The organism is Haloplanus sp. HW8-1 (assembly GCF_023703795.1).
In the GTDB taxonomy this organism is placed as follows: Archaea; Halobacteriota; Halobacteria; order Halobacteriales; family Haloferacaceae; genus Haloplanus; species Haloplanus pelagicus.
On record NZ_CP098518.1, the window covers coordinates 2,093,967 to 2,116,244 of the forward strand.

Genomic DNA, 22,278 nt, shown 5'->3' on the forward strand with positions numbered 1-22,278 from the left:
GACTACCGCTCCCCTTGCTCGGCGATGTTGACGGTCAGCACCGGAACGTCGGACATCGTCACGACCTTCTGTGAGACGCTCCCGAGCATGTTCCGCTGGTAGTCGGCCCCGTGGGTCCCCATCACGATGAGGTCGATCCCCGCGTCGTCCGCGTACGCGAGCACCTCGTCGGCGGGGTTGCCCTTCCGGATCTCCGTCCGGACGGTGAGCCCCTCGCGTTCGAGCTGCCCCGCCACCGACGTGGTGGCGGTCTCGCCTTCCGCCCGGAGTTCGTCGGCGACGTCGGCTTTCATGCCGTCCTGTAGGGTCAGGAACGACCGATCGTCGATAACGTACAGCACGTGGACCGTCGCGTCACGCCCCGCCGCGATGTCGGCCGCGTGTTCGACGACCGCGTCCATCGACTCGCTCCCGTCCGTCGGGACCAGGATGTCCTCGTACATCGTCAACGGTCGCTTCTGCGCGTACACCTTCACGCTTTTCGGTTCCACGCTCGCTCCCCGTCAGTGTGTCAGGAGGAGCAACTGCTCGGCCGTCCGCGCGAGACAGAACGGGGAATCGGGTGGATTTCCGAAGGTGACCCGGTCGTCGTCGGAGACGAAGAGTCGTTCGAACGGCCGGCCACAGGCCGGACACGCCAGGCCTTCCCGGTTCTCCAGATACATCGACGAGCCGTCCTGCGTGTGGAGTTTCAGACTCGACCGGTAGTCGTGGACGTCGAAGCCACCGGACAGGTCGAGGGCGTCGGCCATGTCTCCCGGGGGAACGGCCCGCTTAAAGACCTTTCCGGCCCCTACTCGATCGTGTTCCGGAGCGTGCCGACACCCTCGTAGGTGATCTCGATCGTGTCGCCACGTTCCAGGAGCCCGGGGTTGGCCGGACTGCCGAACGAGATCACGTCACCCGGGCGGAAGGTGTATCGCTCCGAGAGGAAGGCGACGATCTCCGGCGGCGAGAAGAGCATCTCGTCGGTGGTCGCCGACTGTCGCCGTTCGCCCGAGATGACCGTCTCCATCGCCATTCCGTCGGGGGTCACGTCCGTCTCGATCCACGGCCCCAGCGGCGCCGACCCGTCGAAGGCCTTGCGGGCCGTCCGGCGGTCCTGATCGTACGCGTCGAGGTCGTTGAGGACGGTGTACCCTCGGAGGTGGTCCGCGACTTCGTCGACACCGACGTCGTGGCATCGCTCGTCGATCACCGCCGCGAGTTCGCCCGCGTAGGTGAACGAACTCACCCAGTCGGGATACTCGACGGGCTGGGCGGGCGGGTGCAGCGCGTGCGGTGGCTTGACGAACCAGTCCGGGCGGTCGGGCAAGTCGCCCTCGCCCATCTGGCTGATCTTCGCGCCGAAGTTCCGGCCCGTACAGAAGATGGCCGCCGGATCACAGGGCGCCATGAGGTGTCCGTCGTCGCCGACGACGTAGGTGTCGCCGTCGGCGTGGACGACGCCGTCGTCGTATTCGCCGGTGAGCGGACCCCTGGGGGTGGAGATGCGCGCCAGTCGCATGGGCCGACGACGACCCCCGGCGGGCTATCGGTTTCGGTTCAGGCCAACTGCGCGAACGCGAGCGTCCCGCTGATGTTCTCGATGTACGCCTCGACGACCTGGCCCTCTTGCGCGCCGGGAACGAAGACGGTGTACTTGCCGCGTTCGGCGACGCCGTCGCCCTTTCGGCCGGTGCCCGTGATCTGGAACTGGTAGGTCTTGCCCTCCTCCAGGGTCGGCTGGTCGGCGTTCGAACTCTGTTTCGGCCGCTTGGCGACCGGACGGAACGCCCCACAGGCCGTACAGCGGAGCATGTCGACGCCGTCCTCGCGGACGAGGTTGGTGTCCGGAAGCCCACACTCCGTACACGTCACGTACTCCGTGACGTAGGCGTCGATGGCGGCGTCGAACTCGTCGGCGGTGAACGAGCCGTTGTATCGCGCGCGGTCCCCGTCGAACTGCCCGTTGGTCCCGAGTTCCCGCTGGATCGACCGGTGGAGATGTTCGGGCTCTCGGTCCAGCGCGTCGGCGATGTCGCCGAGATTCGTCAGCCGGGTGAAGGCCCCGTCGGTCTGTCCGACCGGATCGGGCACCTGCAGGCGGTCGCCCGCCTCGCGCGTTCGCTCCGGCAGCGTGTCGTAGGCACGGTCGAGCGCAGAATCGTAGTTCATGGAGACGAAAGGACGCCGCGTCCTAAATCCGTTCCGTGAGCCGCGCTCACACGCCCCGCCTTTCGCTCAGAACGTCTCGGCGGCGAGCGCCGTCGCGGCCTCCGCGTCCAGCGGCCCCCGCTCTGCCAGCAGATCGAGCAGTCGAGATACCCGGTCGTCGGTCGGGTCGACCCCCGCCCGTTCGAGGAGGGCGCGGGCGCTCCCGCGGCCGCTCCCCGCCCCGAAGACGAGACGTCGCTCGCCGCCGAACGTGGCGGGGTCGAACGGTTCGAACGTGCCCGGATCGCGGAGCATCGCCGCGGTGTGGATGCCCGACTCGTGGGTCGTCACCGCCTCGCCGAGGACGGGCGTCCGCGGATCGACCGACTCGTCGAGCGCGTTGAGGACCGCCCGACACGCCGGGAGCAGCGACTCGCGGTCGACGGCCACCGCGCCGTCCCCGTCGACGGCGTCGGCCACCACCACCCGTTCGAGCGCCGCGTTGCCCGCCCGTTCGCCGAGGGCGGCGACGCTCACGTCCGCCGTCGTCGCGCCCGCGCCGGCCGCCGCCAGCGTGTTCGCCGTCGCCACCCCGAGGTCGTCGTGGAAGTGGACGCCCAGTCGGTCGCCGTCGACGCCCCGATCCAACAGATCCTCGACGTGGTCACGCACCCGGTCGGGCGTCCGTGCGCCCACCGTGTCGGCCACGGTGATCGTCGGGACCGCGGGGAAGGCGTCGAAGACGTCGGCGAGGTGGTCGGGGTCGGTCCGGAAGCCGTCGACGAGCGTGAGGTGGACCCCCGCCCCGCCCTCGCGGGCGCGGTCGAGCGCCTCGCCAGCCATCGACAGCGCCGCCTCGCGGTCCGTCCCGAGGACGTGTTCGAGGTGACGGTCGGACGTGGGGACGAACACCTCGATCACGTCCGCCTCGGCGTCGAGGGCGGCCGCCACGTCGCCGGTCGTGGCGCGAGCGATGCCGACGACGTCGGCGTCCAGGTCGTCGTCGCCGGCGAGTCGGCGGATCGCCTCGCGGTCCGTCTCGCCGACGGCCGGAAAGCCCGCCTGCACGGCGTCGACGCCGAGTCGGTCGAGTGCTCGCCCGGCCGCGATCCGGCTCTCGACGTCGTAGTTCCGTCCGGGCATCTGTGTCCCCTCGCGGATCGTCACGTCGCGGAGCGTAACCGCCATCAGATCACGCCCGCGTCACGGAGGCGGTCGTACTCGGCCTCGTCGAGGCCCACGTCTTCCAGATACACCTCGTCGTTGTGCTGACCGTGTCGCGGCCCGGCGTGGTCGACGGTCCCCGGCGTCCGGGAGAAGCGCGGGACCGGCGCCGCGGTCTTCAGGCTCCCGAGGTCCGGATCCTCCACCTCGACGATGTCGTTTCGGGCCGCGTACTGTTCGTCCTCGAAGATGTCGGCCATGTCGTAGACGGGGCCGACGATGGCATCGGCGGCCTCCATCTCCGCCATCGCCTCCTCGGTGGTGCGCTCTCGTGTCCACGACTCGATAATTCCGTCGAGTTCGTCGGCGTGTTCGACGCGGCGTTCGTTGTCGGCGAACCGCGGGTCGTCGACGAGGTCCGGACGGCCGATGGCGTCGGCGACGTTCTCGAAGATGGACTGGGCCGAGGCCGACAGGGTCAGGTAGCCGTCGGCCGTCTCGTAGACGTTCCGCGGCGCCGCGTTCTCGTGGTGGTTGCCGATCCGCTCGCGCACCTCCCCCAGTCGGTCGTAAGCCTCGACCTCCGAGAGAAAGAGCCGGAAGAGCGGTTCGTAGAGGCTCATGTCGATCACCTGGCCTTCGCCGCTCCCGCCACGCCCCACGTCGCGTTCGAAGACGGCGAACATGACACCCTGCACCGCGAAGGTCGCGGCGGTGAGATCCGCGAGGCTGATCGGCGGCAGGAGGGGTTTGCTGTCGGGGAAGCCGTTGACGTGTGCCCAGTTCGTGATGCCCTCGGCGACGGTTCCGAACCCGGGTTTCTCCGCCCGCGGTCCCGTCTGCCCGTACCCCGACTGTCGGACGACGATCAGTCCCGGGTTCTCCTTGCGGAGACGCTCGGGACCCAGCCCCCAGCGCTCCATCGTCCCCGGGCGGAAGTTCTCGAAGAGGACGTCCGCGTCCGCGATCAGATCGAGGAGGAGGGCACTCCCCTCCGGGGTGCTCAGATCTAGCGTGACACACCGCTTGTTCCGGCCGATCGACTTCCACCACAGCGACACGCCCCGGTCGTCCGAGGAGCGTGGCTCCTCGCCCGCGTCGTAGGGCGGCCACTCCCGGAGCGGATCGCTCTCGTCGGGATGTTCGACCTTGATGACGTCGGCGCCGAAGTCGGCCAACTGCGTCGTGGCGAACCCGCCGGCGATCATGTCCGAGCAGTCGACCACCCGCAGGCCATCGAGCGGTCCGTCCCGTTCGCGTGCGGTCGTCATGGACGGTCGGTGCCCGCCCGTCGGCATAAGCGGTGCGCTCCTCCCCACCGATCACGACCACGGCCACCCGTCCCGTCGAACCCGTCGGCCGCCGAGTTCGAGGACACAGAGGATCGCGAGGCCGACCAGCGCGCCCGGAACGACCGCGAGCGTCCAGAGCAGGAGCAGGAAGACGGCACTGGCCTCGCCCCCGACCCGGAGAACGGTGTAGACACAGAACCAACTGATCCCGCACAGCCAGGCGACGGGCGTCCACAGCCCACGACTCGCGTGGAGGTACAGCGGCACGCCGCCCTGGACCGCGAGAACGAGCGTCGCGCTCCCGACGACCGCGAACGCGACGAGCGGCGAGTCGCTCGGGTCGACAGCGAACCGCCAGAACAGGAAGCGAACACCCGCCCACAGGAGCAGGACCCCGATCGCGTACGTCGCCCCGCCGCGGAGCGCGAGCGTGCGGCCGTTCGACCGCCGCAACCGACCGACGATCGCCACGCCGGTGACGACGGCGGCCACGGCCGTCGCGACCGCTCCCGTCAGGAGGGGACCGCCGAGCGCGTGATGCGGGGTTCCGGCCACGCTCGGATGTCGTCGCCGCTGCCACCTAAAACGTCGCGGCCGGCAGTATATGTGGGTGTGGCACGTACCCACAGTGACATGGCCATCGCCCGCCACGGGTCCGGCCCGCGCGCGACCCTCGGCGCCGTCGCCTCGCAGGTTCACCCCGTGTTCATGGCTCCGCCGCTCGCCGCCTCGGGGTTCGGCGCCGTCCTCGGTGGGGTCGTCTCGCCGCGGCTGGCCTTCCTCCACCTCGGCGTCGCCTTCGCCGCGCTCTACACCGCCCACGTCAAGGACGGCCTCGTCGACTTCCACCGCCGCGGCGAGGACGACGACCACCCGCTGACCCGGCGGGGGTGTCACCTGACGCTCGCCGGATCGACGACGCTGTTTTTCGCCGGTCTCGCCGCCCTCTCGGTCCTCGTCGACCCCGTCGCCGCCCTCCTCGCCCTCCCGGGATGGCTGGTCGCGGTCTTCCACGCGCCGCAACTGGATACGAACCCCGTCGGCGCCACCCTCGGCTACCCCGCCGGCATCGGCTTTGCCCTCCTCGGTGGCTACTACGTCCAGACGCGGACGCTCTCCGCGGCCGTCCTCGCGTTCGCCGTCGTCTTCGTCGTCGTCCTCGCCGGGATCAAGGTGATCGACGACGCGACCGACTACGACTACGACCGCTCGGTCGACAAGCGGACCGTGGCGGTCGTGCTCGGCCGTGACGGGGCCCGGAGACTCGCGGCCGCCCTCATGGGTGCGGGAATGGCCGCCGTCCTCGCGCTCTCGGCCACCGGCGTCGTCCCGCGTGGCTCGGCGCTCGCGACGGTTCCTTTCGTCGCTGTCGCCCTCGTCGCCCGCCGGGCCGACGCCGAACTCGCGACGATGTTGCTGGTTCGGGCGTCCTATCTCTTTTTCGCCCTGCTCGTCGCCGCCGTCTGGGTCCGGCCGCTCTCCGGGGTTTCGTCCCCCGACATCACCGTCCTCGGTCCGTACACATACCTCGCGACCGAACTGCTGTGGGGGACGGTCGCCGTCGCGTTGGTGGTTCGAGCGGGCGCGGTCCGGGCCGCAGTACGGACGACGCTCGTGCTGTACCCCTTCGCCTACGTCTGGGACTGGTATACCCTGACAGTCGGCGTGTTCGCGATTCCGATGCGGACCGGGATCGATCTGCTCGGGATCCCGGTGGAGGAACACCTGTTCATGTTGATCGTGCCGACGATGGTCGTCGGTGTTCACGAGACGCTGTGCGGGCTGGACGACTAGTCCCGCGTCGTGCCGGGAGCCGCCACCGCAGTCCACCGTTTGCTTCCTCGAGTCGCTCGCGACCGCTCGTCGCAAACGCTGGAGGGAAACACCTACTGGCTCGCTACGCTCGCCGGCAGTCCTACGGACGGCTGTAGGTCATCACGGAGCGACCGCACGGAACTGTGCGGTCGTTCCGGTGTACAGCTACAGCACGTCCGTATCAGTCCCGCTTCGCGCCGGGGTCCGTCACCGCACCGTTGGCCGCCGAACCGAACATCGTCCCGTACTTCGCCAGCACGCCGGACGTGTAGGCCGGGTCGGGGTCGTAGCCCTCGAGCCGCGCCGCCAGTTCGTCGTCGGAGAGGTCGACCGAGAGTTCGAGATCGTCGATGTCGATGGTCACCACGTCGCCGTCTTCGAGCGCGGCGATGGGCCCGCCGACGAACGCCTCGGGCGCGACGTGGCCGATCGAGAAGCCACGCGTCGCCCCGGAGAACCGACCGTCGGTAAAGAGCGCGACGTCCTCGGCGTGGCCCTGCCCGGCGACGGCGGAGGTGACGCCGAGCATCTCGCGCATCCCGGGGCCGCCGCGCGGTCCCTCGTTCCGGATGCAGATGACGTCCCCGGACTCGACGTGACCCTCCTGGACGTACTCCATGGCGTTTTTCTCCTCTTCGAACACCCGCACCGGCCCCTCGTGGTGGAGGTGGTCCTCGCCGGTGATCTTGATGACCGCGCCCTCGGGGGCGAGGTTGCCGGTGAGGATGCGGATGGCGCCACGCTCGTGGATCGGATCGTCGACGGTGTGCAGGAAGTCGACGTCCAGATCCGCGACGGCGGGCGGGTCGTACCGGTCGAGGGCTTCGGCCACCGTCTCGCCCGTCACGGTGAGGGCGTCGCCGTGGAGCAGGTCGGCCTCCAGCAGTTCCCGCAGGACGACCGGCACGCCGCCCACCTCGTGGAGGTCGTTCATCACCCGCTCGCCGCCGGGCTGGAGGTTGGCGATCTTGGGCGTCCGGGCGCTGATGCGGTTGAAGTCCTCGATGTCGAGGTCGATCCCGGCCTCGGCCGCCATCGCCAGCAGGTGGAGGACGGCGTTGGTCGAGCCACCCACCGCGACCTGGAGCGCGATGGCGTTCTCGAAGGATTCCGTCGAGAGGAAATCGGAGGGCTTGCGCCGTTCCTCGATCACGTCGACGACGAGTTCGCCAGTCTCGCGGGCCACCTCGTAGCGCGATTCGTCCTCCGCCGGGGGCGAGGCGGACCCGAGCGGCGCGAAGCCGATGGCCTCGCTGATCGACGCCATCGTGTTGGCGGTGAACATCCCGCCACAGGAGCCCGCACCGGGACAGGCGTTCCGTTCGAGCGTGTCGAGTTCGTCGTCGGACATCTCGCCGTCGGCGACGGCGCCGACACCCTCGAAGACGTTCTGGATGGTGACCTCCCGCCCCTCGTGTTCGCCGGGCATGATCGACCCGCCGTAGAGGAACACGGAGGGCAGGTCGGTCCGGATGGCGGCCATCATCATGCCGGGCATGTTCTTGTCACAGCCACCGACCGTGACGAGGGCGTCCATGCGCTCGCCGAAGGAGACGAGTTCGACCGAGTCCGCGATGACCTCGCGGGAGATCAGCGAGGATTTCATGCCCTCGGTTCCCATCGAGATGGCGTCGGAGATGGTGATCGTGCCGAACTCGATCGGCATGCCGCCCGCCTCGTCGATGCCCTCGATGGCCGATTCGGCCACCTCGTCGAGGTGGACGTTACAGGGCGTGACGTCCGCGGCGGGGTTGGGAACGCCGACCATCGGCGATTCGAGGTCCTCGTCGGTAAAGCCCATCGCGCGGAACATCGACCGGTGCGGGGCGCGGTCCCGTCCCTCGGTCACTTCGCTGCTCCGGAGTTCGGGGTCCTTGCTCCCGGCGTAGGGTTCCTCTCGCTCTGGTTCCTGTTGACTCATGTCCCGATCCTACTCGCCCGGGGTCTTAAACCCTGACGTCGCCGGCCGGTCACCCTTCGTCCCGACTCGCCAGCCCCGAGAGGTGGCCGGCCTCGGGGACGACGATCTCCTCGGCGCCGAGCAGTGCCGCGTTCTCGCTGCCCGGCAGACAGAACACCGGCGTCCCGTCGGCGATTCCCGCGACGGCCCGCGTCCCCACGACTTTCGTCCCGATTTCGTCGTAGGAGAGGCGCCGGAACAGTTCGCCGAAGCCCGGCAACGACTTCCCGAACAGCGGCCGGGCCGCCTCGACGGTCACGTCGTCCGGCGTCACGCCTGTCCCGCCGGTACTCACGACGACGTCGACGTCCCCCCGTCCCGCGAGGTTCGAAAGCGTCGCCTGAACGCGGTCGTAGTCGTCGGGGATGAGTTCCCGAGTGACGACCTCGTGGCCCGCGTCGGTGAACGCCGCGGCGATGGTGTCGCCCGCCGGGTCGTCGTCGAGCGTCCGCGATGTGGAGACGGTCATGACGGCGGCACCGAGCGTCTCGACGTCGTGGTGGTGGTGGGCGTGGTCCCCGTGGTGTTCGTGGCCCTCGCCCCCGTGGTCGTGTTCGCGGTCCTCGCCCTCGTGGTGGTGATCGTCGGCCATACGCGAGCGTTCGGGAGCCGTCCACTAAAGCCGTCCCCGATCCCTCGCCGGATCGCATCGGACGAGTAACACCTTTGGAACCCCGTGCCGTAGTCACGCGTATGGTCGACGACGCCACCACGACCCGCGTGACGTGTTACGAATGTGGCTTCACGGCCCCGCCCGGGAGCGACGACTGGGAGACGGCGACGCATCCCTCGCTCGGCACGCTCACGTCCTGTCCCGAGTGCGGGAGCACCAACACGACGAGCGGGTAGGCCGGTCGAACCACAGCGTTTTGTCCGTCGCCGTGGTTCGATCGGACATGCAAGCGGTCCACTTCGCGGAACACGGCGATGCCGGCGTCATCGAGTACGGCGAGGTCCCCGACCCCGAGGTCGACCGGGGAGAGGTGCGCGTCGACGTGAAGGCGGGGGCGCTCAACCACCTCGACGTGTGGACACGCCAGGGGCTCCCCGGTATCGATCTGGCGATGCCCCACGTTCCGGGGAGCGACGCGGCGGGCGTCGTCCGCGAGGTGGGTGCGGACGTGACCCGCTTTTCGCCGGGCGATCGCGTCGCCGTGACGGCCGGCGTCGCCTGCGGTGACTGCGAGTTCTGCCGTCACGGCGATCCCTCCATGTGCGTCTCCTTTCACATCATCGGCGAACACGTCCCCGGCGTTCACGCCGAGGAGATCGCGGTCCCCGAGGCCAACCTCGTTCCCGTCCCCGAGGGCGTCGACTGGACGGTCGCGGGGTCGGCCTCGCTCGTGTTCGGCACCGCGTGGCGGATGCTGGTCGACCGCGCCGACATCGACCCCGGCGAGTCCGTCCTCGTCCTCGGCGCCTCCGGCGGCGTCGGGCACGCGGCCGTCCAGATCGCCGCCGACGCCGGTGCCGACGTGTTCGCCACCGCCAGCACCGAGGACAAACTCGCGGCCGCGGCCGAACTCGGCGCCGCCCACACCATCGACTACGAACGCGAGGACTTCGCGAGCGAGATCCGCTCGCTGACCGACGGCCGCGGCGTCGACGTCGTCGTCGATCACGTCGGCGCCGCGACCTGGGGGGACTCCCTGCGGAGTCTCGCGAAGGGCGGCCGCCTCGTCACCTGCGGGGCCACCACCGGCCCGAACCCGGAGACGGACATCAACCGCATCTTCTGGAACCAACTGGAGGTGATCGGATCGACGATGGCCACGCCCGGCCAGGTCGACGACGTCCTCGAACGCGTCTGGGACGGCACCTTCGAGCCACGGATCCGCGAGGTGCTCCCGATGAGCGAGGCCGGCCGCGCTCACCGACTCCTGGAGGACCGCGAGGGGTTCGGCAAAGTCGTGGTCGTTCCCGACAGTGAGCGCTGAGGACGACGCCGGTCCGGTCGTCGACCCCCGGGAGGACACACGGCTCCGCGGGGACGAACCGCCCCCGGACGACGACCCGTCGGATCTCGGCTGGGCGGGGTGGGTGCTGGTCGGCGCCGTCGTCCTCGCGGTCCTCGTCGTCCCCGGGTCGGTGTATCTCTGGCCGGCCGGCGGGAGCGTCCTCGGCGCCCACTACCGGACGGCCATGCTCGTCCTGCCGATGGTGCCCGCGGTGCTTCTCGGCCTCGTCGCCGTCTGGTCGATGAAGAATCGGCGCTGACTGTGGGCGGTTCGTGATAAGTCCTGCCGACAAGACTTATACCATGTCGTGTGGTAACGATTCACGAATCGCATGTTCGAAGAGTTCTCCGCCGGCTACTACCTGGGACGGCTGTACGTCCAGCCGCACGACGGCGACCACGCCGTCATCCACCGGACGGATCACGAACGGATGAACGAACGCCTCTACACCACCGGCGAGGGCGTCGAGCGACTCGACGCCCCGCTCGTGATGAAACTCGACGGGAAACACTTCCCGGTCCTCGGGGAGGAGGGCGTCCCCTCCGGGACGCTCGGACTCCCGCCGAGCGTGACCGAGACCGACCTCCCGGACCGGTGTGAGGTGTTCCTCGCCAAACCCGACCGCGCCGCCGAACTCCTTCGGTATGCGGGGTACGGCTCCGACGGCGTGACCGACGAAGCCGTCTGACGCCCCCGGCCGCTCGGCCGCAGGGTAGAAGGCCCTCCCGACCGCTCGTGTGTCCATGCTCGACTCGTTGCTCGGGCGGGCCGAACTGAAGGCGCGCATCGAGGAACTCGAAGAGGAAAAGCGGCATCTCGAACGCCGACTCGACGCCGAGAGCGAGCGCCGGGCCGACGCCGTGACCGCCCGACAGGCGGCCGAGGAGCGGGTAAACCGGCTCGAAGATCGGGTCGCGGATCTGGAGGGACGACTCGACGGCGACGACGACGGGGCGCCCGCCGTCACGCCCCGGGAGACCGCCGACCTGCGCGGCGACCGTCTGGCGGCGGTGCTCGCCCGTCTCCGGAGCGTCGAAACCGGTCCCGAGGGCGCGCTGACCGCGATGGTGGCCGACGCCGAGGGCGACCGGTCCCGTCGTCGGACGTCGAGTGGCGCGCCCTCCGGCGTTCCCGACGCCGTCGCTGACGTTCTCGGCGACCGGGCACCGCTCGTCGACGCGGCCGCTCCCTGTCTCGTCTGTGCCGACGACGCCGGCCTCGTGAGCGTCGCCCTCGCCCCGCCGCTCGCGCCCGATCCCTTCGTCGAGTGGGGCGAGGCGTTTCGCCTCGACCCCGACTGGTTCCACCCCTCGGACGGCCTCACCGTCGCGCTGGTGCGCTCGGACCTGTTCGCGGTCGGGCGCTACGTCGACGGTGTGCTCGCGGACGTGGAGACGGTCGAGACGGACGTGAAGGGGCGTCACTCGAAGGGCGGATTCTCGCAGGCGCGGTTCGAGCGCCGCCGCGACGAACAGGTCGCGGCCCACCTCGACGACTGCCGGGCGGTCCTCGACGCCCGGAACCCGGACCGACTCGTCCTGCTCGGCGAGCGGACCGTCCTCGACGAGTTGGCGTACGATACTGTCGCCACGGCGCCCGTCGACGCCACCGGCGACCCCGAGACGGCCCTCCACGATGCGGCCGACGACTTCTTCACGACGCGGCTGACGCTGCTGTAGCGTTCCGAACCGCCGTGTCGACGCGCACGCCGGAGACGTAGTCCCCGGCCGGCCCGACGTACGTCCCCTCGCGCCCGCAGTCGGTGGTGAGCGAACAGACCCGTATCTCCGGCGGCCAGACCACCCGGACGTCCCCACCGGTCCGCTCGACGCTCGCAGTCTGTCGATAGGTAACCGTCGTCCCCTGCGGATCGACGAACGTGACCAGTAGGGTCACCTCGCTGATCCCCGCAGGCAGCCGTGCGCTCGCCGTCCCGCCGTGGTTCGTCACCGCGACGCCGTCGGCGCCGACGGTCCAGTTAACGGTCACCGGGCCGTCGACCCGCCCCACGTCGTACCGGACGGTGCCGGCTTCGGTGACGACGCTCGCCTGTGCCCGGGTGGCCCGCGCCGGCACGCCGAGGGTCGTCGTCGCCGCCACGCGCCCGCCCCGTTCGACCGACAGCGGGGTGAGCGTCGGCGTGATCGGTTCGACCGCTCCGGTCCACTCGCCCCGGTAGGTGAACCGGTAGGCCCGGCGGTCCCCCGTCGCGTCCAGCGCCTCGAATCGCTCCACGTCGCCCTCGTTCAGGACGTACACCGCGTCGCCGTCGAAGCCGGGGTCGTTGCGCAGATACTGGAAGGGATGATGGAGCCAGTCGCCGTAGGGATCGGGCACGAACACGACGGCGTTCGTGAGGGAGCGCTCCGCGAACGGCTCGTAGGTGGCGGCGAGGTTCTCGGTTCGCAGGCGGTTCTCCCCGTACGGGTCCGCGGCCGCGTCGACCCCCGCGGCGCCGACGACGCCCGCGCCGGCGAGGAGGGCAACGGCGAGGACGACCCGTCGCTGCCGGCCCTCGAGGCCGTCGGTGGCCTCGCGGAGGCGCCGCCAGCAGACGACCGTCCCAGCGGCCGCGAACGCGGAGCACGGCAGGAGGAGATCGAAGTGGTAGTACGGCCCGAGCAGACCGATCAGCCCGTTTTCGAGGCCGTTGAGCGTCCCCCAGAAGTAGGCGTTGCCGAGGACGACGGCCGGGACGACCCCGAGGACGACGACGCGGAGCGCGGGTGCGGACAGCGCCGGATCGGCGACGGCCGCCCGGTCGGTCGGCAGGGTCGCGAGGCCGACCAGCGCGAGGAGGGTGCCGACCGGGCCGGCGACGGTCCACTCGGTCGCCAGCGTCCGCAGGAGTCTGACCGTCGTCTCGGCGGCGAGCGCGGGCGTGTAGACGCGGTCGTACCCCAGCAGTTCGTGGCGGCCGAAGCCAAGGCCGTCGTTCGGGCCGAATGCCTTGTACGGGAACAGGAACGGGTCGCCGGTCACGACGGCGTTGTACGCGAGGGTCACGCCGACGCCCGCCAGTCCGACGCCCGCGACGGCGAGGAGACGGACGAGCGTCGGGCGGAACCGCTCGGTCCCGCGCGTCCACCACAGCGACCCGACGGCGTGGGCGATGAAGGGCGTCGCGAAGCAGACGGCGGTGAAGGGGCGGGAGAAGAACGCGAGGCCGATGGCGGCGCCGGCGGCCAGTCCCCACCGGGGGGAGTCCCGGCGCATCGTCCGGACGTAGGCCAGCGCGAAGGCGAGGTTCAACAGGGTCGTCGGGGCGTAGGGGAGGAAGACGGCCGAGGTGAACAGGAAGAGCGGGGCGCCGAGGAGCGCGACGACCGAGAGGGCGCCGGTCCGCCGGTCGAACGCCGCCGTCGTGAGTGCGCCCACCAGCGTGGCGTTGCCCGCGGCGACGATTCCCAGCGCGAGGTTCGCATCGCCGAGCAGTTTTCCGACGGCGAAGACGCCGGCTGCGACGGGCGAGTACTTCGAGTAGTACCGGAGGTCGCCACCGGCCGTGTCGGCGACGAAAAACCAGGGGCGCACCAGTTCGCCGAGCGCGCCGGGACGGAGGAAGAGCTTCCCCTCCAGAAGCATGGCCGCCTGCATCAGATAGACGCCCTCGTCGTCGTTGACGGAGTGGTACGGAAAGAGGTCGATGGCCAGCCAGTAGACGACGATGCCGGCGAGGACGGCGAGGGCGGCGACGAGGAGTCGCTCCCGGCGGGACCGCGTGGCGGACACTATTCGGTCGGGTCGTCCGGGCGCTGGTCGCTCGGGAACCACGCGAGTTCGTGATCCGCGTCGAGTTCGATCCGGACCGCGGCGTCGAGGGGCATGGACTCGTCGTGGTTGTGCATACACTGGACGGTCGTGTCGTCGTCGAGACGGACCTCGTAGAGGACCGTCGGACCGAGGTAGCGGCGGGCGACGACCCGGCCGTCGGCGGCGCCGTCGCCGACCGGGACCGCGCGGATGTCGTCCGGGCGGACGAGTACGTCGACCTGCGTCCGGTCGTAGGTGCCCGCCAACCCGTTGATCTGGCTCCGCGGGATGGGGCCGAGGCCGGTCGTCACCTCCTCTCCGTGCACGTAGCCGGGGAGGAAGCTCGCGTGGCCGAGGAAGCCGGCGACGAAGCGGGATTCGGGCTGCTGGAACACCTGTTCGGGGTCGCCCACCTGCTCGATCCGGCCGTCGTTCATGACGGCGACGCGGTCGGAGATGGACAGCGCCTCCTCCTGGTCGTGGGTGACGGAGACGGCGGTCACGCCCGTCTCCTTGAGGATGCGCCGGACCTCCTCGCGCATCTGGACACGGAGATCAACGTCGAGGTTCGAGAACGGTTCGTCCAGCAGGAGGACGTCGGGTTCGGGGGCGAGCGACCGCGCGAGCGCCACGCGTTGCTGTTGGCCCCCGGAGAGTTCGTCCGGGTAGGAGTCGCCCTGTGCTTCGAGGCCGACGAGGTCGAGGAGGTCGTCGACCCGTGCCTCGCGGGCGTCGGCGTCCCAGTCCTCCAGGCCGAAGGCGACGTTCTCGGCGGCGGTCAGATGCGGGAAGAGGGCGAACTCCTGAAACACGACGCCGACGCCGCGGTCCTCGGGGACGACGAAGTCGTCCGGGCCGGACACCGTCGCGTCGTTGAGCGCGACGCGGCCGCCGTCCGGGCGGTCGAGGCCGGCGATCAGCCGCAGGGTGGTCGTCTTGCCACACCCCGACGGTCCGAGCAGCGTGAGGATCTCGCCCTCGTGGACCGACAGGGAGAGCCCTTCGATGACCCGTTCGGTGCCGAAGTTCTTCTCGACTCCGTCGAGTTCGAGGACGGGCGTCTCGTCCGTCGTGGTCGGTCGGTCGGCCGTCGTCTCGTGGGTCGCGTGCATCGTTCTATTTGACATCGTATCCCTCCTGGGTGAGGATCACCAGCATCGACAGCCCGGAGACGCCAAGCAGGATGAGTGCGGGCACCGCCGCGTGGCCGTAGTAGCCCGACGCGGTCGCCGTCCAGATGTGAGTGACGAGCGTCTTGAACCCCGAGGGCCGGAGCAGGAGCGTCGCCGGGAGTTCCTTCATCGTCGTGAGAAAGACGAGCGCCGCGCCGCCGAACAGGCCGGGCGCGATGAGGGGGAGCGTCACCGCGCGGAAGGCGCCGAACGAGGTGCGGCCGAGCGTCCGCGCCGCCTCGGGGAGCGCGGGGTTCACCCGGAGGAAGGAGGCCCGCATCGAGCCGACGGCCTGGGGCAGAAACCGGACGACGTAGGCGGCGACGAGGAGATACACCGTCTGGTAGAGCGGCCGCGCGTACGAGGTGCCGAGGTAGACGAGTGCGAGGCCGAGCACCACGCCGGGGACGGCGTAGCCGACGTACGTCGCCCGTTCGAACGCCTCGGCCAGCCGGGAACGGTAGCCCGCGGCGAGGTAGGCGACGGGGAGGCCGGCGACGGTGGCGACCAGTGCCGCCGCCGCCGAGACGCCGACGGAGTTGAGGGCGTACTCGGCGCGGAAGGCGAGCGCGCTCCCCACGTCGGCGCCGCCCTGTGCGAGCCAGGTCAGCAGGATGCCGACCGGCACGACCAGCGCGAGGCCGGCGACCGCGAGACAGCCCGCGGCGGCGACGTACTTCCAGGGCCCGAGCGGGACGGTGCCGCTGGTCCGGCCGCCCTGTCGCCCGGCGTACAGCGGTTCGTTGCCGCGGACGTGGGATTCGAGCCCGAGGACCAACAGCGTCACCGCGACGAGTTGCAGGGAGAGCAGGGAGGCGACGTCCCGGCCGAAGCTCGTGAACTCGACGTAGATGACGCGCGTGAAGGCGTCGAACTGCATGATCGCGGGCGTCCCGAAATCCGAGAGGGTGTACAGCGCAACCAGGAGCGCGCCCGCGGCCACCGCCGGCCGAATCTGCGGGAGCGTCACCCGCCGGAACGCCGCCCACCGCGAGTGGTCGAGCGTCCGCGCGGCGTCGATCAGCGTCGTATCGAGCGACTTCAGCGCCGCCCGGGTCGTGATGAACACGTAGGGGTAGGTGTAGAGAGTCACGACGAGGGCGGCCCCCGGGAAGCCGTAGATTTCCGGCAGGCGCTCGACGCCGAGGGGGGCGAGCAGCCGCTGGAACGCACCTCGCGGGCCGAACGCCGAGACGAAGGCGAAGGCGCCGACGTAGCTCGGGATGACCAGCGGGAGCGAGACGGCGACGGTGAACGCCCGGCGAAAGGGGAGATCGGTCCGCACCGTCAGGTACGCGAGCGGGACGCCGATGAGGACGGACGCGACCGTCACGGTGACCACGAGGGCGGCGCTGTTGAGAAACACCTGCACCGTCGAGGGACGGGTGGAGATGGCGACGGCCTCCGCGAAGCCGACGTCCAGCGACGTCTTGACCAGCCACACCAGCGGGAGGAGCACGGCCGCGGCGACGGCGCCGCTCGCTATCGTCGTGGGGAGGGGCAGATCCTCGCTGCCGCCGTCGACGGTGTGCTGGTCGGTGGCCATGGTGGTGGGGTCAGAGCATGCCGACGTCGCGGAGGAGGTCGACCGTCCCCTCCAGGTCGGACAGCTGAGTGAGGTCTAATCCTTCGGGGGGGTTCAATTCGTCGATACTGGGCAGGCGGCCGATGGGGTCGACGCCGGGGACCAGCGGATACTCGAACGTCTCCCGCGCGAAGTAGTCCTGCGCCTCCGCCGAGAGCAGGTGGCGGACGAACGCCGACGCCAGGTCCGGGTCCTCGGCCGTATCGAGGACGGCGGCGCCGGCGACGTTGAAGATGGCGCCGGCGTCGCCCTCGGTGAAGGCCGTGGCGATGGGGGCGTTCGGTCGCCCGGCGAGTACGCGCTGGATGTAGTAGTGGTTCGCGAACCCGGCGCGGAGTTCGCCGTCGGCGACGGCCTGGCTGACGAGGAACTCGTCGGCGTAGGTGGTCTGGAGCCCCAGATCGAGCATCCCGTTGAGCCACTCGCGCGTCTCGGACTCGCCGTTGAGCGCGCGCATCGCGGTGATGAACGCCTGGAACGAACTGTACGTCGGCGCACACCCGATGGCGTCACGGAACGCCTCCGTCTCCGGGAACGCGAAGATGTCGTCGGGAATCTCGTCGTCGGAGAGCGCGTTCGTGTTGTAGGGAATCGTCCGCGCCCGGCCCGAGGTGCCGATCCACGTCCCGTCGGGGTCGTGGAACTGATCCGGCACCATATCGAGCACCTCGGTCGGGAGTTCGGCCGTCCGTCCACGGTCCTTGAGCGCGCCGAGCGACCCGGCGTTGACCGAGAAGAAGACGTCCGCCGGGCTCCCCGACCCCTCGGTTTCGATCTGGTTGACCAGTTCCGACGCCGAGTTGTACCGCGGTCGGATCGTCAGGTCGGGGTAGAGGTCCTGAATGAAGCCGATGAGCTGGCCGACGAGCGGCTCTCCGCGGCCGGAGTAGAGAGTCAACTCGCCGCTCAGCTCCGGCATCTCGGTCATCGAGACGCCGCCGGTGATCGTCCGCTCGCCGAACGGCGACCGACCGGAGCCGATCTGACCGGCGACGGTACCGCCGCCGCCCCCGTCGCCGCCGTTGTCGTCGCCGCTCCCGCTGCCACTGCCGCCGCCGAAGACCCCGTTACATCCGGCGATCGATGCCAATCCGGCTGCTCCTCCGAGACGCAGGACGCGACGACGAGAGCTGCGATGATCCGTCATACATAGATTTAGGCCGCCCTAAAGAACTTATATTTGCCGATTCGAAGAACGATGGGCCGCGTCCCGGACTCTCGGCTGTCCCCGTTTCGAGCGAGTCGCCATCTCGGCGACTCTCTCGATCGACACCCGTCCGATCGTCTCAGTCGTCCGCCGGAACCGCCCGATCGACCGACTGGAGTTCGTCGAGACAGGCCAGCCAGTCGTGCATGTGTTCGCCCACGTGGGCGAGGAAGTCGCCGTTGCGGTAGTCGCCCTCCGCCTCGATCAGCGCGTCGGCCATCGCGGCGAAGGCGGTGGCGTAGGTGACTTCGCTCTCGGGGTCGGCGTCGTCGACCAGTTTCCAGAGGTGTTCGTTCAGTTCTAGCCCCGCCACCTCGTTGTGCAGGTCGTCGAACGTCGACCGCGGCGCCTTGTCGTGGCGACAGAGCGGGTCGCCCGTCAGGATCTCCTTGCCCAGCAGATCCGCCGCCCGCTTGAGGAACACGCCGCTCCAGATGTCGTCGAAGCGGCCGACCGACCACTCGTTGTCGTCCATCGGCAACTGGTAGAACGCGGGGACCACCTCGCGCCGGAAGGCGAGGTTCATCGAGCAGACGGTGAGATACTGGCCGGGTTCGGCGACGAAGTCGGGGCCGAAGTCGTCGGCGGTCAGACGCGTCTCGGCCTGACCCTGCAGGTCGCCGTCCATCAGGATGCGAACGGCGTCCAGGTCGGGAACGTTCGTCCACAGGCCCTGCGAGGCGATCACGTCGTCGACGTGGGCCGTCCCCGTCTCGACCGTCTCGTCCATCGCCGCGTAGGGATATCCCCGCGGGTAGAGTCCGTGCTCCTCGGCGGCGTGATACAGAACGTTGACCCACCGCTCGTCCGAGCGCACCGACTCGACCGTCCGGTCGGCGTGCAGGTTCCGGAGGTGGGTTCCGAAGAAGTCGACGGCGTCGTGGGGCCGGGTGTCGTCGTCGATGAAGACGCCGTAGGGATGGTCGTGTGCCCAGAGGTACAGTAGCCCGAAACTCGTCTGGGCGTGACTCCGCGCCGGGATCAGGTGACCGTAGTCGCCGACGCCCCGTTCGGCCAGCCAAGATTCGCGTCGACTCCCGTCGAACACCTCGCCCGCGACGCCCAGGTCGTCGAGCATCGCCGCCATCTCGTCGGTCGGGCAGTGGTCCTCGGTCACGAGTACGAACTCCAGCCGATCCGTGTCGAACCCGTGGCGCTCCGCGTTCGCGACGTAGGACCGCACACATTCGTACTCCCTGATCGTCGGCACGATGACGCAGACGTCCTCGCTCATTGCCTGCCTTTGTTTAGGCGTACCTAAAGTAACTGTCGTTCCGTGGCGACCGTCACTCCCGAGGACCAACGTGGGACCGTACGGCGGATGCTCGACGGCTAGTCCGTCCCGCTCAGTGCCTCCAGCAGGACGACGGCCGGCCCGGGCGCAAGCGGCTCGTTCGCGTTCCCGCAGTGGGGCGACTGGACGCAGGCCGGGCAGCTGTCGGCACACGCACAGCCGTCGATCAGCCGGGCAGTCCGCGGCACGAGCGACTCGAAGCGCTCGTAGCCGCCGCGAGCGAGGCCGACGCCGCCTGGATGGCCGTCGTAGACGAATATCGTGCTCGCGCCGGTGTGGGGATGAGACGGCGTCGAGAGACCGCCAATGTCCGCCCGGTCACAGAGCAGGTGGAGGGGAAACAGCGAGATCAGGCCGTGTTCGGCCGCGTGGATGCCGCCGTCGAAGTCGCCGATCGCCCGCATCTCCGCCTCGACGTCCTCCGGGACGGTGACATACAGCGCCGTCGTCGACAGCGTCGTCTCGGGCAGAGCGAGCGTCTCTCGCCCCAGCGTCTCGCCCCGACTGGCGTCCCGGCGCTCGTAGCCCGTCACCCGTTCCGTGACGGTTACGTCCGCGAGGTGGACGTCGGTGTCGGGCCGGGCGTCGAGCGGCGTTTCCTCCCGGTCCCGCTCGACCGTGATCGACTTCTCGGTCAGCACCCGGGTGTAGTAGTCCGCCCACGTGGGCTGGAGGGTCGCCACGTCCCGGTCCAGATCGAGATCCGTCACCTCGTAGGACTGGCCCTGGTGGTGGTAGATCGCCCCGGGGTGAGCGTCCCGGAGGGCGTCGCCGACGCCGAGGGTGGCGATCACGTCACCGTCGGCCAGGAGGTCGACCTCCCGGTCGTCGACGCTCCGCAGGGTCGTCGCGTGCTGTGGACTCCGGTCGCCCGCGTGGGTCCACCGGACGCCCTCGGCCGTCTCCCGGCGTTCGAGTCGGCCGGCGGCTTCGAGGTCGCTCACCACGTCCCGAAAGTCGTCGCCGAAGTGGGCGGCGTCCGCTCGCGACAGCCAGTTCTCGGCCGCCGCCGACGCGACGTGAGCCGGGCGCAGGTGGTCGTTCTCGGGGTCGACCGTCGCGCGCTCGGGGTCGCCGTCGAACAGGGTGTCGGGGTTGGACATCAAGTACTGATCGAGCTGGTCCTCGCCGGCGACGAGGGCGACGAGCGCCGGGTCTGCCCCCCGACCTGCCCGCCCCGCACGCTGGAACGTCGACATCCGCGTCCCGGCGTAACCGTCGAGGAGGACGGCGTCGAGTCCGCCGACGTCGACGCCGAGTTCGAGGGCGCTCGTGCTCCAGACTCCCCGGACGCTGCCGTCGTGGAGGCCGTCCTCGATCTCGCGGCGGCGCTCGTCCCGAAGCGAGGCTTGGTACGCCTCGATCCGCCCGGCCACCCCACGCTCTCCCCGGTCCCGGAGCGCATCGGCGCTCTCGGTCGCGTAGCGTTCGGCGGTCTGTCGCGCCCGGGTAAACGCGAGGGTCTGGTGGCCCGCGGCCACGAGGTCGGCGAAGAGCCGCTTCGTCTCGACGTGACTCGATCGCCGCCGTCCGGCGCCGCGGTCGTCCCTTTGTTCGGGCGGGTTCCACAGCAGCCAGTGGCGCGGTCCCCGTCCGCTCGCGTCCGTGTCGACGCAGTCGAAGGACGATTCGGAGCGACCGGTCAGGCGCGCGGCGTGTTCGACGGGGTTCGCGATGGTGGCCGAACAGCAGACGACGGCCGGATCGCTACCGAACCGCTCACACAGGCGTTCGAGCCGCCGTAGGACGAGCGAGACGTGGCTGCCGAAGACGCCGCGGTAGGTGTGTATCTCGTCGATCACCACGAGTTCGAGCGACGAGAACAGCCACTCCCACAGGCGGTGGCCGTGCGGGAGGAGGCCGTAGTGAAGCATGTCCGGGTTGGAGAGCAGGACCGTCGGACGCCGGTCCCGCACGTCCCGCTTCTCGGCCGTCGAGAGCCGTCCGGTGTAGGTGTCGACCGAGACGCGGCTGCCGAACCCCAGGCCGCGAGCGAGGTCCCCGAGGCTCTCGGCCTGATCCGCGATCAGGGCGTTCTGCGGGCCGAGATACAGCGTCCGCCCGCCGTGGTCCATCGCCCGCTCGAACGCGGGGACGATGTACGCGAGGCTCTTGCCGCTCGCCGTCGGCGTCGCCAACACGACGTCGCGCCCGTCGCGGACGGCCTCGATGGCCGCGACCTGGTGGCGATAGAGGCGGTCGATCCCGCGGTCTTCGAGCGCACTCGCCAGTCGGGGTTCGAGGTCGCAGTCGGCGTAGGCCGGGTCGCGCGCCGGCAGGACGCGGTAGTCCGCCACCCGGCCGTCCTCGGCATGCGCCCGGAGTCGGTCGACGACGTCGTCCACGTCCACCGGTGCGGCCGTCGCGAACAAACCGGTTCCGGTCGAACTTTCCCCCCTGCGGCCCGCGTCACCGCATGGACGACGCCGACGGCGGCACGTACACGCTGCTGCTCGACCTGCCGCGGGCGACCGAGATCGCGGTCGGCGCGCTCGGGACCCACCGCTTCCCCGCCGGCGCCTACGCCTACACCGGCAGCGCCTTGGGCAGCGGCGGCTTCGCCCGTGTGGACCGCCACCGCCGGATCGTGGCCGGCGAGAACGACACCCGCCACTGGCACGTGGACTACCTCACCGGCCACCCGGCGACCGACCTGGTGACCGTCGTCACGAGCGAGGGCGACGACGTCGAGTGTGCCGTCGCCGACCGCCTCCCCGCGGGCCCGGTCGACGGCTTCGGCGCCTCGGACTGTGACTGCCGTTCGCACCTCGCCGGTGGCTCGTCGGTCGATGGACTGGCCGCGACCGCCCGGTCGGCCCACCGCGAGGCGACGAAGAAGTGATCCCGACCGCTGTCGGGCGACCGGGGGCACCCGACCGCCGGCGGATCCGGGCGAATCCGTCGGCGGTCCGGCGCCAGGTCGAATAGCGGGCCGGGCAACC

At 70.2% G+C, this 22,278-nt stretch carries 22 protein-coding genes; 7 read left to right on the forward strand and 15 right to left on the reverse strand.

Annotation, left to right across the window (positions count from 1 at the left end; translation table 11 throughout):
• Positions 1-2: 2 nt before the first annotated feature.
• The 7 genes from NBT82_RS11170 to NBT82_RS11200 all read right to left on the reverse strand — a co-directional run bounded on the left by NBT82_RS11170 (position 3) and on the right by NBT82_RS11200 (position 5,147).
• On the reverse strand, positions 3-491 hold the full coding sequence (locus tag NBT82_RS11170; RefSeq protein ID WP_425601748.1) for a universal stress protein: 489 nt from the start codon (positions 489-491) through the stop codon (positions 3-5).
• 12 nt (positions 492-503) lie between these two features.
• Positions 504-752, reverse strand: a complete 249-nt coding sequence (locus NBT82_RS11175; protein WP_251328197.1) for a DUF7385 family protein — start codon at positions 750-752, stop codon at positions 504-506.
• 41 nt (positions 753-793) lie between these two features.
• Positions 794-1,507, reverse strand: coding sequence for a fumarylacetoacetate hydrolase family protein (locus NBT82_RS11180; protein ID WP_251328198.1), 714 nt, complete (start codon positions 1,505-1,507; stop codon positions 794-796).
• A gap of 38 nt (positions 1,508-1,545) precedes the next feature.
• Entirely contained in the window at positions 1,546-2,157 is a 612-nt protein-coding gene (locus NBT82_RS11185) for a translation initiation factor IF-2 subunit beta (protein ID WP_251328199.1), read from the reverse strand.
• Between the two features lie 66 nt (positions 2,158-2,223).
• Entirely contained in the window at positions 2,224-3,324 is a 1,101-nt protein-coding gene (locus NBT82_RS11190) for a LeuA family protein (protein ID WP_251328200.1), read from the reverse strand.
• Positions 3,324-4,571 (reverse strand): CaiB/BaiF CoA transferase family protein, encoded by a 1,248-nt coding sequence (locus NBT82_RS11195; RefSeq protein ID WP_251328201.1) that lies wholly within the window; start codon positions 4,569-4,571, stop codon positions 3,324-3,326. Before NBT82_RS11195 ends, NBT82_RS11190 begins: the two co-directional genes overlap by 1 nt.
• A 51-nt stretch (positions 4,572-4,622) precedes the next feature.
• On the reverse strand, positions 4,623-5,147 hold the full coding sequence (locus tag NBT82_RS11200; protein ID WP_251328202.1) for a hypothetical protein: 525 nt from the start codon (positions 5,145-5,147) through the stop codon (positions 4,623-4,625).
• A 78-nt stretch (positions 5,148-5,225) separates the two neighbouring features.
• Here NBT82_RS11200 and NBT82_RS11205 point away from each other — a divergent pair, with 78 nt between their 5' ends.
• Positions 5,226-6,386 carry a lycopene cyclase domain-containing protein gene (locus NBT82_RS11205; protein WP_251328203.1) on the forward strand — a complete coding sequence of 387 codons (1,161 nt, stop codon included), beginning with the start codon at positions 5,226-5,228 and terminating at the stop codon, positions 6,384-6,386.
• A gap of 202 nt (positions 6,387-6,588) precedes the next feature.
• Here NBT82_RS11205 and ilvD read toward each other — a convergent pair whose 3' ends face one another.
• Together ilvD and NBT82_RS11215 are read right to left on the reverse strand one after the other, a co-directional pair.
• Positions 6,589-8,328, reverse strand: a complete 1,740-nt coding sequence (gene ilvD / locus NBT82_RS11210; protein WP_251328204.1) for a dihydroxy-acid dehydratase — start codon at positions 8,326-8,328, stop codon at positions 6,589-6,591.
• 49 nt (positions 8,329-8,377) lie between these two features.
• On the reverse strand, positions 8,378-8,959 hold the full coding sequence (locus NBT82_RS11215) for a MogA/MoaB family molybdenum cofactor biosynthesis protein (protein WP_251328205.1): 582 nt from the start codon (positions 8,957-8,959) through the stop codon (positions 8,378-8,380).
• A gap of 101 nt (positions 8,960-9,060) precedes the next feature.
• Here NBT82_RS11215 and NBT82_RS11220 point away from each other — a divergent pair, with 101 nt between their 5' ends.
• The 5 genes from NBT82_RS11220 to NBT82_RS11240 all read left to right on the forward strand — a co-directional run bounded on the left by NBT82_RS11220 (position 9,061) and on the right by NBT82_RS11240 (position 12,004).
• On the forward strand, positions 9,061-9,216 hold the full coding sequence (locus NBT82_RS11220; protein ID WP_251328206.1) for a hypothetical protein: 156 nt from the start codon (positions 9,061-9,063) through the stop codon (positions 9,214-9,216).
• A gap of 47 nt (positions 9,217-9,263) precedes the next feature.
• Positions 9,264-10,304 (forward strand): zinc-binding dehydrogenase, encoded by a 1,041-nt coding sequence (locus NBT82_RS11225; RefSeq protein ID WP_251328207.1) that lies wholly within the window; start codon positions 9,264-9,266, stop codon positions 10,302-10,304.
• The gene (locus NBT82_RS11230) at positions 10,294-10,584 is read left to right on the forward strand and encodes a DUF7977 family protein (protein WP_251328208.1); all 291 of its coding nucleotides are present in this window, start codon (positions 10,294-10,296) and stop codon (positions 10,582-10,584) included. The genes NBT82_RS11225 and NBT82_RS11230 overlap by 11 nt, the downstream gene beginning before the upstream one ends.
• Positions 10,585-10,656: 72 nt before the next feature.
• A complete protein-coding gene (locus tag NBT82_RS11235; RefSeq protein ID WP_251328209.1) occupies positions 10,657-11,013 on the forward strand; it encodes a DUF5802 family protein in 357 nt (118 codons plus the stop codon).
• 55 nt (positions 11,014-11,068) lie between these two features.
• On the forward strand, positions 11,069-12,004 hold the full coding sequence (locus NBT82_RS11240; RefSeq protein ID WP_251328210.1) for a Vms1/Ankzf1 family peptidyl-tRNA hydrolase: 936 nt from the start codon (positions 11,069-11,071) through the stop codon (positions 12,002-12,004).
• On the opposite strand, the gene NBT82_RS11245 is transcribed toward NBT82_RS11240, so the two are convergent.
• The 6 genes from NBT82_RS11245 to NBT82_RS11270 all read right to left on the reverse strand — a co-directional run bounded on the left by NBT82_RS11245 (position 11,979) and on the right by NBT82_RS11270 (position 21,681).
• Positions 11,979-14,057, reverse strand: a complete 2,079-nt coding sequence (locus NBT82_RS11245; RefSeq protein WP_251328211.1) for an ArnT family glycosyltransferase — start codon at positions 14,055-14,057, stop codon at positions 11,979-11,981. The two genes, NBT82_RS11240 and NBT82_RS11245, sit on opposite strands and share 26 nt — an antisense overlap.
• Positions 14,057-15,205 (reverse strand): ABC transporter ATP-binding protein, encoded by a 1,149-nt coding sequence (locus NBT82_RS11250; RefSeq protein WP_425601749.1) that lies wholly within the window; start codon positions 15,203-15,205, stop codon positions 14,057-14,059. The genes NBT82_RS11245 and NBT82_RS11250 overlap by 1 nt, the downstream gene beginning before the upstream one ends.
• A complete protein-coding gene (locus NBT82_RS11255; RefSeq protein ID WP_251328212.1) occupies positions 15,195-16,796 on the reverse strand; it encodes an ABC transporter permease in 1,602 nt (533 codons plus the stop codon). The genes NBT82_RS11250 and NBT82_RS11255 overlap by 11 nt, the downstream gene beginning before the upstream one ends.
• Positions 16,797-16,806: 10 nt before the next feature.
• A complete protein-coding gene (locus tag NBT82_RS11260; protein WP_251328213.1) occupies positions 16,807-17,982 on the reverse strand; it encodes an extracellular solute-binding protein in 1,176 nt (391 codons plus the stop codon).
• A 139-nt stretch (positions 17,983-18,121) separates the two neighbouring features.
• Positions 18,122-19,276 (reverse strand): alpha-1 4-glucan-protein synthase, encoded by a 1,155-nt coding sequence (locus NBT82_RS11265; RefSeq protein WP_251328214.1) that lies wholly within the window; start codon positions 19,274-19,276, stop codon positions 18,122-18,124.
• A gap of 98 nt (positions 19,277-19,374) precedes the next feature.
• Positions 19,375-21,681, reverse strand: coding sequence for a DEAD/DEAH box helicase (locus NBT82_RS11270; protein ID WP_251328215.1), 2,307 nt, complete (start codon positions 21,679-21,681; stop codon positions 19,375-19,377).
• 71 nt (positions 21,682-21,752) lie between these two features.
• Here NBT82_RS11270 and NBT82_RS11275 point away from each other — a divergent pair, with 71 nt between their 5' ends.
• Positions 21,753-22,178 carry a GIY-YIG nuclease family protein gene (locus NBT82_RS11275; protein ID WP_251328216.1) on the forward strand — a complete coding sequence of 142 codons (426 nt, stop codon included), beginning with the start codon at positions 21,753-21,755 and terminating at the stop codon, positions 22,176-22,178.
• Positions 22,179-22,278 lie beyond the last annotated feature (100 nt).